The organism is Pseudomonas sp. EA_65y_Pfl1_P113 (assembly GCF_963970525.1).
In the GTDB taxonomy this organism is placed as follows: Bacteria; Pseudomonadota; Gammaproteobacteria; order Pseudomonadales; family Pseudomonadaceae; genus Aquipseudomonas; species Aquipseudomonas tritici.
In genome coordinates, this window is record NZ_CAXAQM010000001.1 from 341,966 (window position 1) to 356,007 (window position 14,042).

Sequence of the window (14,042 nt, forward strand, 5' to 3'; positions counted from 1 at the left end):
AACAGGTCGAGACGCGGCCGCCCTGGCCGAGCGGCCGGTTGGGTTATTTCAGCAAGGCAATCAGTGTGCAGGCCACCATGATCACCAGCGCCGGCCACTGCATCGGCATGAAAAAGAAGTGGTGGCGGACGCCATCGGCGTGCGGCTGTCGGTTCAGTGCAAAGCCGAGCACGGCGTTGATCGCCGACCCCGCCCCGAAGCCGATCAACACCTGCATCAGCGATGTGTTGCCGGGTTTGACGCTGGGGTCGGGCCACAGCCACATCAATAGCAGCACCATCGACACCGGTGTAAACAACGTCAGCCAGCCTGCGCCACGATAAATCATCGATCCATAGGCCGGCTTAAGCCAGCTCGCGTTTCTGTGGATGCTCGGGTGAGAAGTGACTGCATGCGTGTTTGCGTCCTTGTAATGGGTTGAGCCTTGCACCGCCTCCGTCTGGTGGCCGGGTGCATTTGGCACGGCGAGTTGCAACATAGCCATTTAGTATCGTTGCTCGGGCGGATGACATTGCGTTGGCGGGTCCTGACCCGTTCGCGGCATGGGGTCTTTTTTTTCATGCGCAGAACAGTGATCATCGCCCTCCCCCACTTCCCCCCAAAAAAACACCGAGGAACCGAAACCATGGAATTGACGCTGGAAGCGGTTGCGCTTTTTGCACTGAAGCTGGTGCACGAGACGGACGGTGGCAGCCCGGTTTTGCGGGATGATCCGGTGATGGATCGGTATGACCGGGAAGTGTTCGGGTTGTTGGTGCGGCAGGGGGAGCTGGTCGTTATTCAATCCAAACTCGCGGAATGTGTTGATCAAGCACTTGAGGCATTGGGCGGGACCGATACGGTGATGGGTCGCGAGCTGCAACGGTTGGCGAGTGATGTGCAAAACGCGGCTCAGTTGGATGAACTGCGCGGGCCACTGACCCACCTGCAGGATTACCTCAAAGACATCCAGTGAGGCACCCTACCGCCGCCCTTCAACCGCCATCCGCACCGCCAGCCCCATCAGCACAGATCCCATCAGCCAGCGCTGCACCACCTGCCAACCCGGCCGGGCAACGAAAAACACCGCGATCGAACCCGCCATGGCCGCAATCGCCGCATTGACGCTCACGCTGATAAAAATCTGCGTAAAGCCCAGTACCAGGGATTGCATCAACACGCTGCCATGACCGTTCGGGTCGATGAACTGCGGCAGCAACGACAAATACATCACCGCCACCTTGGGGTTGAGCAGGTTGGTCACCAGGCCCATGGTGAACAGCTTGCGCGGGCTGTCCTTGGGCAGATCCCGCACCTGGAACGGCGAACGCCCACCCGGCCGGATCGCCTGCCAGGCCATGTAGGCCAGGTACAACGCCCCGCCAAAGCGCAGCGCGTCATAGGCAAACGGCACTGCCATGACCAGGGCCGTGATGCCCAAGGCGGCGCACAACATATAAACCAGAAACCCCAACGCCACGCCGCCGAGGGAAATCAACCCGGCCGTGCGGCCCTGGCAGATCGAACGGGAAATGAGGTAAATCATGTTCGGACCGGGCGTGAGCACCATGCCGAGTGAAATCAGCGCATAGGCCAGCCAACTGGACAGTTCAGGCATTGTTGGGCTCCTGGGGTGTAGTTTGTCGACGCGAAACATTTGGCCAAGGTTGACGGCTTGGCCGCCATGGTAGGGCGTTCAAAATGTGCGCGTTAGATACAGATCCGTGAGCAAAACGGCATACACCCGCGAGGCAGGACATGATCGAAACAAACGAAAATCGAAATATTCGAAACACTGCCATCGACCGATTCCGACTCAGCCTCTACTTCCGCTTAGTCAGCTCATCACCCCGCCCCCTGCGATACCAACCGACCCCACCCACCACCGCCCCGACAACCACTACGCCATTCCCCACCAACCAGGTTCCAAAATTCCGATTCTGGTCCGCATCCCCGTCATAAAACGGCCCAAAATACGCCGATATAGCCACTACCACCCCGTTAAACACCCCAAGCACCACCGCAACCACCAGCACAACAAACATCAACCCATTAACCACCTTCAGGCGACCTTCCAAAACCATATCTCCCTGGACTCGTTATAATCCGAAAACGTCCCTTCAATCGAAAACCCTAGTTGAATACGCGGATAGCTCAACCAATCCGTTAACCGCCGTCCGTTCCAAAGGTCAACCTTTAAGGCAGTGAAAGAAAACAATGAGGCCATCCATGCAAAAGCCCCTCCTCTATCGCTCGGTCAACACCCGAACCCATGGCGTGCGCCACGGCAGTTGTCGCGCCTACCGGTATGAGCGGCACACCAAAAGCGAAAAAAACAAACCATCAAATCGCGGTTCGATGCACAGCCATCAACGACACGGCTTTGATTACACCCCGCTATACCGCTTTCTCCTCTCCAAAGTCGGCCACCCATGGGATCAGGTGTTCAGCGAAGCCAACGCCCGCCTGGATCGTCCGGATCCGGTGTTCTGGATGGTCGCGCTACATGAAAGCGACAAGCAGGACTACGTCAGAACGGATGAGAATAGCTACTACAGCGGCTTGTATATCGACGAGGACGGCCTGCTGCAAAAGGTCAACCCACAGCTGACGCCCGAGCAGATGCCCTCCTTCTGCAACTGCTGCACCCACACCCTCAACGGTGTGGTATGCCCGCAGGGTCTACCGCACCACGGCTAACCCTCAACCCGACTTAACCCCACTCCCCGCCTCAGCCACCGGTACCCGATTCGCCGGATCCGTCACGTCATACACATGCTGCTCACACCCCGAGCCCTTGAATTGGAATTCCACCAGATACACTTTTGCCTTCTCCGGGCGGAACGTATTTATCTCCGGCCCGCAGGTGTAGTAGTAACCGGTGCGGGTGTCGTTCGCGTAACCCGATACAGTGAGTTTCTTGCCGGGGTCGGCCTGGATTTCCAGTTGTGGAAAACGCTTGAGCGTGGCGCTGGCGACGGTTTGGTTGAGCTTGGCGATCCAGTTGAAGACCTTGCCTTCGCCGGTGTCCATCACCTTGCCGAGGGCTTCCATGCGTGAGTCGGGGTCGCCTTCGCGGCTGATCGAGAAGTCGACGGCGGGAGTGCCGCCACTGGACTTCATGATGACCTTGGCGTGTTCCGCATCCACAGCCACGGTTTTCTGGCGAAACTGAATGCCGTCCTTGAGCAGGCTGGGCGATGAGTCGCGTTGGTTGGATTGGCAGGCGCCCAGGGCCAGGGCGATGGAGAGCAGCGCGACTCGCTTCACGGGGGATGTCCTTATCGAATGAGGGTGATGAAGAGACTAGGGTTCACTGGGAATGTTCCACACTTTGTCACCTTAAATTTTGCGCAGCTTGCCGCCTGAAACCGACTGCGCTACAGCCAATTGTTCCTCGAAGCTGAAACCTGAAAGCTCGTAGAACAGACTCCGCACCGGCTGAGCCTGCTCGCCCCGCAGGGGGTACCGGTGCAGACGGGGCTGAGCCATGGCTCGGTAAATCCTGATCAAGGCCGGGCTCGCAGCATAACCTGCGAACTCACGCTGTGCGCCTTCGACATCGTTATACAGGGCATACCCGTAGTCGTACGCGGTATCGGAGTCCGCACGCCCTCCAAACCGAACTTCGCCATCCTTGAGAAAATGCCTGAGCAAGTGGGCGTCCAGAATGGGCACGTCGTCACATGCAAAACCGGCGTGATAAGGACCACTGACGATCACCAGCGGCAGCACAGTGACTGCGGACGCGTCGCTGAGGTGAGGAAAATACTGGCTGCAAAATGCCCCCAGTGCTTGCTGAATATGTTGGGCTTTTCGGCGCGCCTGGCGGGTTTTATGGGTGATGCCATTGTTATCGGAAAAATCATTGTGGTAATCCAGCGGCGTTATCGGTGCTCGCCGACTGCGCAGTTCGCACACCACCAGCAGCCTGCCAAACGAGAACACCAGGTCGATCTCCTCGACAACATTGGACGTTCCTCTGAACTTAACCGCCCCCAACCACTTCAAGTCCGCCATGATCGGGTTGGTTCTGCGACAATCTTCCAACACCGCGAGCAGGTAACGTTCAAACAATCGTCCGCGCTGCTTGCCTTTGGGGTCGATGATGTTGAGCCAGATATCAAAATTCCTGGAGATGCTGGCCGTCAACGGCGCACTGATCGGAATCAGCACGTCGTCATCCACCTTCACCAACGGTCGCGACCACAGGTCATGCTGCAGGCTCTTGGCCTCATAAATGAGCAGATCAATGGCCGCATCGACCTGTTCAGACGCGAGCCCAGTGCACTCTGCAAGCCGCGCCGCAAGCGTTTCACGGGAGAACCGCGGACACAGCTTGAGCAGATCTTCCCACTGCTGCGGCGCAGACATCTGAGCATAGTGTTCTTTAAGTTGAGCCGCGATCACCGAAAGGTGCAGCCAGATATGCAGCAGGTTCTGGCACTCGATACTTTTTATAGCGGGCTCGGGAGAAGCATCGAACAAAGGATGCAGGTACTCGTCGATCATGTAATACGGCGACAGGTACGCATAAAGCGCGGCTGTCTGGACGCTGTCGCTTAATTCAGACCACTTGCCGATCGACAACGCGCCAGTGCCGGCGCATTTGATATAGCGCTGCCCCCCAAGCTGAGGCGCATAGGTTTGGCGGCCCTGCTGAATTTCACCGGAAATTCTCAGACCGTTGGTACCGTTGTGGTGATCACGGCGGTATTCATAAATCACTTTGACCAGATCCAGATGCTCCGACGCAGACGAGAGTAGAACGCCTTTGGAATCGGCAAAAAACTCCATGCCGCCGTACAACAACTCCTGCCAGATTTTTTTGAAACTATGGGTCAGTTGCACCAAATCGCTTTCATAGGCAAAAAAGTTGATAGCACTGAGCATATGCGGGCAATTGTCGGGGAACAGCACACGCAAGTCATGGCGGTTTTGATACAGATCCCAGATCGGCCCGCAGAGCGAATCCAGGCGCAACATATTGAGATGATCCGGTGGCAGGCCGGACTCACCGTTAGTCAACGAAGATCGGAATGAAAGGTGCTCTTCAAGGGACGCTACCGGGTTGGCCTTGACGGCCTGCAGCGCCTCGGCGGCCATTGCGCAGAAGAAGTGATTGGCCGCCCCGATATGTGCGCTGATCAGCGCGTCATATGTCAGCGGCTCATTTGTACTGAACGAATAGTGCAGACGGCTGCTCTGCACCCGTTTAAATTGGCTGTTCAACCAGCGTGCACCTTCCAGAAAGCCTCTTTCGAGGCTGTGCCCTGGATAAAGCGCCTGATACTTTGCAATCCAATCGTTGATGTCGAACTCGTCGAGCATCGCGGGGTGCGCCAGCTGTTTGTTGCGGGCGAGCTTGAGCAGTTGCCGGTCCATCAGCGTGCCTCTGGGTTTTGTAAGGTGGCGCCCGTAGGCTTCGATCACTTGGGCTGGAAGGTTTCCAGGTACGCCAGGATGTTCTCGATTTTTTCCTGATCACTAATGCCCCAGAAGATCATCCGCGTACCACTTACCACCTTCTTCGGCGCCTCGATGTAGGCGGCGAGTTTGTCCCGGGTCCAGACCACACCGGAGTTTTTCATCGCATCGGAATACTGATAGTCAGTGGTAATCCCCGCAGGTCGGCCGATGATGCCGTTGAGTTCAGGGCCGAAACCACCGCGTGCGCCCTCGCCGACACTGTGGCAGCCGCCGCAGGTCTTGGTGAAAAGTTTGCCGCCAGCTTCGGCGTCGCCCGCAGCATAGGTCAGGGGGCTGGACATACCAGCGGCAAGAATCAGCGCCAGTGAGGCGGTATATTTCATAGGGTGCTCCACATCGAGTGCTGCTGGCAGCAACGGTGGTGCAATTATGCCTGCTAGCCAGCCCAGTGCACCAAACCGTGCCACAACATGACCATCCATCGGCAAAAAACCTTTGCATCGAAACTCTTACATTCCTGACCCACTCCACCTTATGAACCCTGATGGTGGAGTAACGATCATGGCTCAGCCATCGATATTAGTATTGGAAGACGACGAAATCATTCGGACGTTGATGGTGGATGTACTGGAAGATTTTGGGGCGGTCGTGACGTCATTTCCTTCGGCGGATGAGGGAATGATTTATTTGGAGCGCGAGGATGACCCGGTGCACCTGATCGTCAGCGATGTGCAGATGCCAGGTTTGCTCAACGGTTATGACTTGAGCCGAGTGGTCGCGCATCGGTGGCCAACGGTGCCGGTGGTGTTGACGTCCGGAAACACCAGTATTGCAGCACAGCTAGGTGGGTCGGTCCGCTTCTTGCCCAAACCCTGGAGCACTGAGCACCTGATCGACTGTGTGCAAGCGGCGCTGACCCAGCAGGGGCTGCCCATGCATTGATGGCGTCGCGACATCATTTCAGCCGAACTTCACCGTATGCACTGTGGTCTCTGAATAAACAAGCAGTGACTTTTCTGATCCGCTGGTCAGCCTGTTCGCTTTGCGCGTAAATCTGCCCGCCATTAGTTGTGTAGAATTGTCGCCCATTTAAATGCGTCATTCATGGCCGAGAGGCCCACAGTTCGAGCTCACTGAATGCATTCACAGGCCCATGACGTTGGCGCGCCCTCTTTGCTGGAAACGTTGCGCACAGGTACAGCCCTGCTGCATATGACGTTGGAAAAGCGCCTGCCATTTTTCTCCGAGCGCATGGATGCCGATTGGTATCAGCGCTTATTGCAGGCGTATTACGGGTTTTATGGGCCAATGGAAGCGGCGCTGTACGAATGCGATTTGATCCCTGAAGGCTTCGACCAGGGGTTGCGTACGAAAACGCCGACGCTACTGAATGACCTCAACGCTCTGGGCTTGGATGAGCAGGCTATTGACGCCTTGCCCCGCTGCGCCAAACTCCCGACCCTCGACACCCCCGCCGCCTGCCTCGGTGCCCTGTACGTGCTGGAAGGCGCGACCCTCGGCGGCCAAGTGCTGCGCCGGGAAATGGCCCAGCGTCTGCACGTCAATGCCGACAACGGTGGTGCGTTTCTCGATGTATACGGTGCCGAGACAGGTCGGCGCTGGAAAGACTTTCTCGATTACCTGGGACGCCTGCCGCTGGATGCCCGCGCCAAACAGCGCGCGGTGGATGCTGCCCGTTCGACATTCAGCTGCTTTGAGCAATGGCTCGACAGCCAGGAGGTACTGCTATGAAAACCGAAGATTTTGAAGAGCTGCTTACCAACTGTGCCGACGAGCCCATCCGCTTTCCGGGTGCGATCCAACCCCACGGTGCGCTGCTGACGTTATCCGAGCCGGAGATGAATATCATCCAGGTCAGTGCCAACGTCGACACGTTGTTCGGGCACGCACCCGAAGCGCTGCTGGGCCAGCCGCTGCACACGCTGATAGGCACCGAGCACGCCAACGCCGTCGGCGCCATGGCCGAAAACAATACGTTTTTCGACGCTGCACCTCTGCACGTCACGCTCAACGGCGCGGAGTTCGAAGGCCTGCTGCACCGCCATCAGAATGTGCTGGTGCTGGAGTTCGAACCACGGGTCAAGGACTTCCGCCCACGGGCACTGAGCGGCCGCACCAGTGACCTGGGCAAAATGCTGCAGCGTTTGCAGTCGGCGAAAACCCTGCAAGCGCTGTACGAAATCAGCGTGACTGAAATCCAGGCCATGACCGGCTACGACCGCGTGCTGATCTACCGCTTCGAAGACGAAGGTCACGGCCAGGTGATCGCCGAAGCGTCGGCACCGTCCATGGAGCTGTTCAACGGGCTGTTCTTCCCCGCGTCCGACATCCCGGAGCAGGCCCGTGAGCTGTATCGCACCAATTGGTTGCGCATCATCCCGAACGCCGCCTACGAGCCGGTGCCGCTGTTGCCCAAGTTGCGCCCTGACTCCGACCAGCCCTTGGACCTGAGTTTCGCCACCCTGCGCAGCGTGTCTCCAATTCACTGCCAGTACATGCAGAACATGGGCGTGCTGTCGTCCATGAGCATCTCGCTGATGAAAGGCGACAAGCTTTGGGGGCTGATCAGCTGCGGCAACCGCGAACCGCTGATGGTGCCGAATGACCTGCGCACCGCCTGCCAGACTATCGGCCAGGTCTTGTCGTTGCAGATCAGCGCCATGGAGGCCTTGGACCTGACACGTCAGCGTGAAGAGAAAGTCGAGACCCTGACGCTGCTGGATCAAGCCATGAAAGCGTCGCAAGAAAGCGTGTTCGGGGGCCTGGCCCAGCAACCGCGCTTGCTGATGGACCTGACCGTGTCCGGCGGCGTCGCGATCATCGAAGACAAGCAACTGCGCTGCTATGGCAATTGCCCGGAACCAGCGCAGATCCGTGCGTTGCACAAATGGTTGCAGATGAGCAGCGAGCCGGTGTTCGCCAGTCATCACCTGGCGTCGGTGTATCCGCCGGCCTCCGAGTACCAGCAGGTGGCCAGCGGTGTCCTGGCCTTGAGCCTGCCGAAGCCGGTGGACAACGGTTTGCTGTGGTTTCGCCCGGAAGTCAAAGAGAACATCCACTGGAGCGGCGACCCAAAAAAGCCACTGAACCTGGAAAATTCCGACGCAGGCCTACGCCTTCGCCCACGTACCTCGTTTGAAATCTGGAAAGTCGAGATGGCTGGCATCTCCTCCAAATGGAGCCATGGCGACCTTTTCGCCGCCAACGACCTGCGTCGCTCGGCCCTGGAAAACGACCTGGCTCGCCAGGTACTGCGCGAACAACAAGCCGTGCGCGCCCGCGATGAGCTGGTGGCAGTGGTGTCACACGACTTGCGTAACCCGATGACGGTTATCTCCATGCTCTGCGGCATGATGCAGAACGCCTTCAGCTCCGATGGTCCCCACACCTCACGGCGGATTTCCTCGGCCATCGACACCATGCAACAGGCGACCGCGCGCATGAATGTGCTGCTGGAAGATTTGCTCGACACCTCGAAAATCGAGGCCGGACGCTATGTGGTCAAGCTGGTGGTGCTCGACGTGAGCCAGATGTTTGAAGAGGCCTACGCCCTGCTCGCACCGCTGGCGATGGAAAAAGGCATCGACCTGTCGTTCAACGCCGAGTCTGGCCTACTGATCAACGGCGACCCCGAGCGCCTGTTTCAGGTGCTGTCGAACCTGATCGGCAACGCCATCAAGTTTACCCCGCGCCAGGGCAACATCGGTATCAGCGCCATGAGCACCGACGACGCCATCGTCTTCTCGGTGCGCGACTCCGGTGAAGGCATTGCACCCGAGCACTTGCCTCACGTGTTCGATCGCTACTGGACCCAGGCGGAGAACAACCCGACCGGAAGCGGCCTGGGACTGTACATCACGCAAGGTATCGTGCAGGCCCATGGCGGCAGGATCGTTGCAGAAAGTGAATTGGGTCGTGGCAGTGAGTTCCGATTCACGGTGCCGAAGTTAATTGAAGTCTCGCCAACCTGACACGGTAAAACCGTGAGAGCGGCGGTGCGCCTCTGATGACGTCTGAAGCGCGTTTACCCACGTCAGTCATATCTTGCATCAGCGCGTTTATAGCTGGCCCGTTTCGCCCTCTATAAGGTTGGTCTCACTTCGCTCTCACAAGCGGAGAATCCTCTACCCAATAGAAGGAAACATCCATGCTTAACGCTATCAACCACTCAATGGGCCACTTTCACTACCCACCGCTGCAGAAGGATGATGCAGAGGCCCAACGCAGGAAGCGCAGTATTGACGACACACAAACGCAACTGCATGCCGCTGACCCTGCAAGTACGACAGCCAATGACCGTCGACGCAAAAACGGCGGTGGGATAGACAGCCTGGGGCAAGGTCGCCTGCTTTAACCGGCCTTACACGGAGGGCAGTGCACGGCCCTCCGTACGCTCTCCCTTAACAAAACGATGACATTCACTGGGTTAATCTTGCCGGCTCACCCTGCATGGAATTCTTGCCTGCATGCCGCATCCCGACACACTGCCCGCCGTACTGGCCGGCCCACTGCTGCGGCGTCTCGAACCTCGTCGCCTGGTGTTGTGGCTGGTGGGAAGCCGCGCACTTGAATTGACGCTGAAATTGCATCTGCCAACTCAGACACTGGAGATCACCCTGAACCAGTGCCAGGTTGTGGCAGTAGGGCGCCAGGCATTTATCCATTTGATCGACGTGTCACTGGACGATGCACTGCCCCTGGACGTGGCGATCGACTACGACCTGTTGTTCGACAGCACCGGCATTGCTGACTGGGCACCGCACCTGCTGTACGCCAACGCCCACCTTCCGAGTTTCGTGTTGCACAGCCGTATCCACCAGTTGGTGCACGGCTCATGCCGCAAACCCCATCACAGTGCCGACGAGGGTTTGCTGTGTGTCGACCGCCTGCTGGCAGACGCCCACACCCCAACCGATCGCCCAGCCTTGCTGATGATGAGCGGCGATCAGGTCTACGCCGATGATGTGGCCGGGCCGATGCTGCGGGCGATACATTCATTGATCGCACGCCTGGGCCTGTTCGATGAATACCTGGAGGGCGCCGTGGTCGATGACAGCGCCAGCCTCTACAGGCACAGCGCCAGCTACTACCATCGCGCCGACTTGCTGCCCGCACTGGACAGCAACGAAACCCTGCGCGAACGCTTCTTTGGTGGTGTAAAAAAGCCCATCTTCACCAGCAGCACCGCCGACAATCATCTGGTGACATTCGCTGAAGTCATCGCAATGTACTTGCTGGTATGGTCGCCCACGCCCTGGACGTTGATTGCACCTCAACCTGCGCAACTGAACGTAGAAAGACACCAGCGCTACGCGCGCGAACAGGTACAGATCAATAAATTTCGCGACGGCCTACAGGGCGTCGCGCGGGTATTCGCCCACCTGTCGACCTTGATGATTTTTGACGATCACGACATCACCGACGACTGGAACCTTAGCGCCCAATGGGAGGAGACTGCCTACGGCCACCCTTTCTCCAAGCGCATCATCGGCAACGCCCTGCTTGCCTATTTGCTGTGCCAGGGCTGGGGCAACCAACCGGACGCGTTTGGCGAACTGGTCAGCCAAACCCAAGCCCTCACGGCTCAGCCCAAAGCCAATCATTTGGACGCGGGCGCGCAGGATGAACTGCTCGAAACGTTGCTGAAATTCCAGCGCTGGCATTACGTACTGCCCACCACCCCCGCCATGGTGGTGCTCGACACCCGCACTCGCCGTTGGCGCAGCGAGTTCACCCTCAAACAACCTTCCGGGCTGCTGGACTGGGAGGCCTTGAGCGAGCTGCAACAGGAACTGCTGGATCACCCCTCGGTCATCATCGTCTCGCCCGCGCCAATCTTCGGCGTCAAGTTGATCGAGACAGTGCAGAAGGTGTTCAGTTGGTGCGGCCACCCCTTGCTGGTGGATGCTGAAAACTGGATGGCCCATCGCGGAGCCGCCCAAGTAATCCTCAATATCTTCCGTCATTCCCGCACGCCGGGTAACTACGTGATCCTCTCCGGTGACGTGCACTACTCGTTCGTCTACGAAGTGCTGATCCGCCATCGCAACGCCGGCCCCAGGATCTGGCAGATCACCAGCAGCGGTATCAAGAACGAATTCCCACCCCGCCTGCTGGAGTGGTTCGACCGCCTTAATCGCTGGCTATACTCGCCGCGCTCGCCGCTCAACTGGTTCACCCGCCGCCGCACCATGCAGGTGGTGCCCCATATTCCGGAGCACGCCGAAGCGGGCGAGCGGTTATGGAATTCGGCGGGGATTGGCCAAGTGTTTTTCAATGAGCAGGGTCAGCCCGACGCGATTTATCAGCACAACGCAGATGGGAAGGAGCGGACGAGGATGGTGGCGCCGAAGCAATAGCTATCTTCCATCAATCTTTCGCCGTACACCTTCCCTATTCAAAGCATCCAGGCTCCGTTGTACAGTAGCCCCAGCCACGGAGTATCGGCGACAACAGGGGTAGGCGTTGAATGCCTGCCCTCGCAAGGAATGCGCAGATGAACGATACCTCCGACACTAATCCGTTAAAGCAAGATTTCTCTCACTTCAACGCCGACATGCTACACACCGTTCTGGAGCTGGTCAGTGACGGGATCTGGGATTGGAATGCCAACACAGGTTTCGTCTACCGCAATCCAGGCTGGTACGAAATGCTTGGCTATCACCGCCATGCACTAGAGAACACTGTGTTCACCTGGGAGAACGTGATTCACCCGGACGACTACCCCCAGGTGATGAAGCTGTTCGACGACTACATCCACCGTCGCGCCCCCCACTACCAAGTCGAATATCGCTGCCGCAAAAAAGATGGCAGCTACCTGTGGATCGAAGACCGCGGCTACGTGATTGCACGTAACGCCGACGGCTCGGTGGCGCGAATGGTGGGCGCCCATCGCGATATTCATCTGCGCAAATGCTCCGTCGAACAGCTGGAAAAGCGCAATCAATCGCTTGAGGCACTGGTGGCCGAACGTACGTGCGAGCTGTCGCGGGTCAATCAGCAGCTGCAGCTGCAATTGGATGAAAATCGCACCTTGGCCGAAAGGGATGCGCTGACCCTGGCCGCCAATCGCTATCGCCTGGAGAAAGTGCTACTCGAAGAATGCGACCGTGCCCAGCGCTTTCGCCTGCCGCTGGCATTGATTGCCATAGACATCGATAACTTCAAGCTGATCAATGACCGCTACGGTCATGGTGTGGGCGACCAGACCTTGGTGCGGGTGGTGGGATGCCTGGAAAGTTGTATCCGCCCTAATGACCTGCTGGCCCGATGGGGCGGCGATGAGTTTGTGCTGGTCCTGCCCAAAACCTCGCTGGACATCGCAAAGGCGCAGGCAGAAAACATCCGCCAGACGTTCAGGAATCGCCCGCAAAGGGATGATTTCAAGGTAACCCTGAGCCTGGGTGTTGCTGTGCATCTAAGGGATGAGCCCCCCGCGGCCCTGATGGCGCGCGCTGATCAGGCGTTGTATCGCGCCAAGGCGGCGGGGAAGGACGGCGTGTCCGAATAAGCAATGTTCACTGTAGGCGCAGGCTTGCCAGCGCCTACAGCGGGACCGCGTTTATCTGACTGGCGGCGCGTATTGGATGCCGCCGTTGTTCCACAGCGCATTGAGCCCGCGCTTGATTTTCAGCACGCTGCCCTGGCCGATATTGCGCTCGAATACTTCGCCATAGTTGCCCACTTGCTTGACGATCTGAACCACCCAATCCTTGCGCAGTTTCAAGTCCTTGCCGTATTCGCCATCAACCCCCAGCAACCGCGCAATGTCCGGATTCTTGGTGGTCTTGGCCTGCTCTTCGACATTCTGCGAGGTGATGCCCATTTCCTCGGCGTTGAGCATCGCGAACAAGGTCCATTTGACGATACTGAACCACTCGTCATCGCCTTTACGCACCAGCGGCCCCAAGGGTTCCTTGGAAATCACTTCCGGCAACACCACAAACTCGTCCGGGTGGGCCATCTTGATTCGCTGGGCATACAAGCCCGATTGGTCGGTGGTGAGTACATCGCAACGCCCGGCTTCCAGGGCCTTGGCGCTTTCGTCGGCGGTGTCAAAGGTGATCGGTATGTACTTCATCCCCTTGGTGCGGAAGTAATCGGAAACATTGAGTTCAGTCGTAGTACCGGCCTGGATGCACACGGTGGCGCCGTCCAATTGCTTGGCGCCAGTAACGCCCAGCTTGTTGTTCACCAGAAAGCCAATGCCGTCGTAGTAGGTCACGCCGGTGAACACTAAGCCCATGCCCGAATCACGGGAGCTGGTCCAGGTGGTGTTACGTGAGATCAGGTCGATCTCACCGGACTGCAGCGCCGTGAAACGCTCCTTGGCGGTCAACTGCGTGAACTTCACTTTCGACGCGTCGCCGAATACGGCTGCCGCCACCGCGTGGCATACGTCCACATCGATACCGGTCATCTTGCCCTGGCTGTTGGGCACGCCGAAGCCCGGTAGCCCATCGCTGACACCACATTGGATAAAGCCTTTTTTCTGGATGGCGTCCAGGGTTGCGCCCGCGTGGGCGGTGCCTGCCAGGCCAAGCACGGCGCTGGCGCCAATCGCGGCCAACGTAATTTTGAATGAGTTCATGCAAGGCTCTCCCTGTCATTCC

At 58.2% G+C, this 14,042-nt stretch carries 15 protein-coding genes; 8 read left to right on the top strand and 7 right to left on the bottom strand.

What is annotated here, in order from left to right:
• Nucleotides 1-43: 43 nt before the first annotated feature.
• The gene (locus AACY52_RS01645) at nucleotides 44-478 is read right to left on the bottom strand and encodes a hypothetical protein (protein ID WP_339420656.1); all 435 of its coding nucleotides are present in this window, start codon (nucleotides 476-478) and stop codon (nucleotides 44-46) included.
• A gap of 147 nt (nucleotides 479-625) precedes the next feature.
• On the opposite strand from AACY52_RS01645, the gene AACY52_RS01650 reads away from it, so the two are divergent.
• Complete coding sequence (locus AACY52_RS01650; protein WP_339560191.1) at nucleotides 626-955, top strand: hypothetical protein; 330 nt, start codon at nucleotides 626-628, stop codon at nucleotides 953-955.
• A 6-nt stretch (nucleotides 956-961) separates the two neighbouring features.
• Here the strand turns inward: AACY52_RS01650 and AACY52_RS01655 are convergent, their stop codons facing one another.
• Together AACY52_RS01655 and AACY52_RS01660 are read right to left on the bottom strand one after the other, a co-directional pair.
• A complete protein-coding gene (locus AACY52_RS01655) occupies nucleotides 962-1,597 on the bottom strand; it encodes a LysE family translocator (protein WP_339420658.1) in 636 nt (211 codons plus the stop codon).
• A gap of 205 nt (nucleotides 1,598-1,802) precedes the next feature.
• Complete coding sequence (locus AACY52_RS01660; RefSeq protein WP_339506074.1) at nucleotides 1,803-2,063, bottom strand: hypothetical protein; 261 nt, start codon at nucleotides 2,061-2,063, stop codon at nucleotides 1,803-1,805.
• A 145-nt stretch (nucleotides 2,064-2,208) separates the two neighbouring features.
• Here AACY52_RS01660 and AACY52_RS01665 point away from each other — a divergent pair, with 145 nt between their 5' ends.
• A complete protein-coding gene (locus AACY52_RS01665) occupies nucleotides 2,209-2,679 on the top strand; it encodes a hypothetical protein (RefSeq protein ID WP_339420660.1) in 471 nt (156 codons plus the stop codon).
• 3 nt (nucleotides 2,680-2,682) lie between these two features.
• Here AACY52_RS01665 and AACY52_RS01670 read toward each other — a convergent pair whose 3' ends face one another.
• The 3 genes from AACY52_RS01670 to AACY52_RS01680 form a co-directional block, all read right to left on the bottom strand.
• Nucleotides 2,683-3,249, bottom strand: coding sequence for a hypothetical protein (locus AACY52_RS01670; RefSeq protein ID WP_339420661.1), 567 nt, complete (start codon nucleotides 3,247-3,249; stop codon nucleotides 2,683-2,685).
• Between the two features lie 72 nt (nucleotides 3,250-3,321).
• Entirely contained in the window at nucleotides 3,322-5,412 is a 2,091-nt protein-coding gene (locus AACY52_RS01675) for a hypothetical protein (protein WP_339496824.1), read from the bottom strand.
• Nucleotides 5,409-5,792, bottom strand: a complete 384-nt coding sequence (locus AACY52_RS01680; RefSeq protein WP_339420663.1) for a cytochrome c family protein — start codon at nucleotides 5,790-5,792, stop codon at nucleotides 5,409-5,411. The genes AACY52_RS01675 and AACY52_RS01680 overlap by 4 nt, the downstream gene beginning before the upstream one ends.
• 178 nt (nucleotides 5,793-5,970) lie before the next feature.
• Between AACY52_RS01680 and AACY52_RS01685 the strand changes: the two genes are divergently transcribed.
• The 6 genes from AACY52_RS01685 to AACY52_RS01710 all read left to right on the top strand — a co-directional run bounded on the left by AACY52_RS01685 (nucleotide 5,971) and on the right by AACY52_RS01710 (nucleotide 12,940).
• Nucleotides 5,971-6,351 (top strand): response regulator, encoded by a 381-nt coding sequence (locus tag AACY52_RS01685; protein WP_339420664.1) that lies wholly within the window; start codon nucleotides 5,971-5,973, stop codon nucleotides 6,349-6,351.
• Nucleotides 6,352-6,546: 195 nt separating this feature from the next.
• Nucleotides 6,547-7,161: a biliverdin-producing heme oxygenase gene (locus AACY52_RS01690; protein WP_339420665.1), complete on the top strand. Its 615-nt coding sequence runs from the start codon at nucleotides 6,547-6,549 to the stop codon at nucleotides 7,159-7,161.
• A complete protein-coding gene (locus tag AACY52_RS01695; protein ID WP_339420666.1) occupies nucleotides 7,158-9,401 on the top strand; it encodes an ATP-binding protein in 2,244 nt (747 codons plus the stop codon). Before AACY52_RS01690 ends, AACY52_RS01695 begins: the two co-directional genes overlap by 4 nt.
• A 176-nt stretch (nucleotides 9,402-9,577) precedes the next feature.
• A complete protein-coding gene (locus AACY52_RS01700; RefSeq protein ID WP_339420667.1) occupies nucleotides 9,578-9,784 on the top strand; it encodes a hypothetical protein in 207 nt (68 codons plus the stop codon).
• A 112-nt stretch (nucleotides 9,785-9,896) separates the two neighbouring features.
• Entirely contained in the window at nucleotides 9,897-11,789 is a 1,893-nt protein-coding gene (locus AACY52_RS01705) for an alkaline phosphatase family protein (RefSeq protein ID WP_339560192.1), read from the top strand.
• Nucleotides 11,790-11,926: 137 nt separating this feature from the next.
• On the top strand, nucleotides 11,927-12,940 hold the full coding sequence (locus AACY52_RS01710) for a diguanylate cyclase domain-containing protein (protein ID WP_339560193.1): 1,014 nt from the start codon (nucleotides 11,927-11,929) through the stop codon (nucleotides 12,938-12,940).
• Between the two features lie 51 nt (nucleotides 12,941-12,991).
• Here the strand turns inward: AACY52_RS01710 and AACY52_RS01715 are convergent, their stop codons facing one another.
• Entirely contained in the window at nucleotides 12,992-14,020 is a 1,029-nt protein-coding gene (locus AACY52_RS01715; protein ID WP_339420670.1) for an amino acid ABC transporter substrate-binding protein, read from the bottom strand.
• Nucleotides 14,021-14,042 lie beyond the last annotated feature (22 nt).

Coding starts and splice junctions, on each gene's coding strand:
- AACY52_RS01645 (WP_339420656.1), bottom strand. CDS start 478: ATGTTGCAACTCGCCGTGCCAAATGCACCCGGCCACCAGACGGAGGCG.
- AACY52_RS01700 (WP_339420667.1), top strand. CDS start 9,578: ATGCTTAACGCTATCAACCACTCAATGGGCCACTTTCACTACCCACCG.
- AACY52_RS01680 (WP_339420663.1), bottom strand. CDS start 5,792: ATGAAATATACCGCCTCACTGGCGCTGATTCTTGCCGCTGGTATGTCC.
- AACY52_RS01655 (WP_339420658.1), bottom strand. CDS start 1,597: ATGCCTGAACTGTCCAGTTGGCTGGCCTATGCGCTGATTTCACTCGGC.
- AACY52_RS01695 (WP_339420666.1), top strand. CDS start 7,158: ATGAAAACCGAAGATTTTGAAGAGCTGCTTACCAACTGTGCCGACGAG.
- AACY52_RS01660 (WP_339506074.1), bottom strand. CDS start 2,063: ATGGTTTTGGAAGGTCGCCTGAAGGTGGTTAATGGGTTGATGTTTGTT.
- AACY52_RS01665 (WP_339420660.1), top strand. CDS start 2,209: ATGCAAAAGCCCCTCCTCTATCGCTCGGTCAACACCCGAACCCATGGC.
- AACY52_RS01710 (WP_339560193.1), top strand. CDS start 11,927: ATGAACGATACCTCCGACACTAATCCGTTAAAGCAAGATTTCTCTCAC.
- AACY52_RS01650 (WP_339560191.1), top strand. CDS start 626: ATGGAATTGACGCTGGAAGCGGTTGCGCTTTTTGCACTGAAGCTGGTG.
- AACY52_RS01715 (WP_339420670.1), bottom strand. CDS start 14,020: ATGAACTCATTCAAAATTACGTTGGCCGCGATTGGCGCCAGCGCCGTG.
- AACY52_RS01685 (WP_339420664.1), top strand. CDS start 5,971: ATGGCTCAGCCATCGATATTAGTATTGGAAGACGACGAAATCATTCGG.
- AACY52_RS01690 (WP_339420665.1), top strand. CDS start 6,547: ATGCATTCACAGGCCCATGACGTTGGCGCGCCCTCTTTGCTGGAAACG.
- AACY52_RS01705 (WP_339560192.1), top strand. CDS start 9,897: ATGCCGCATCCCGACACACTGCCCGCCGTACTGGCCGGCCCACTGCTG.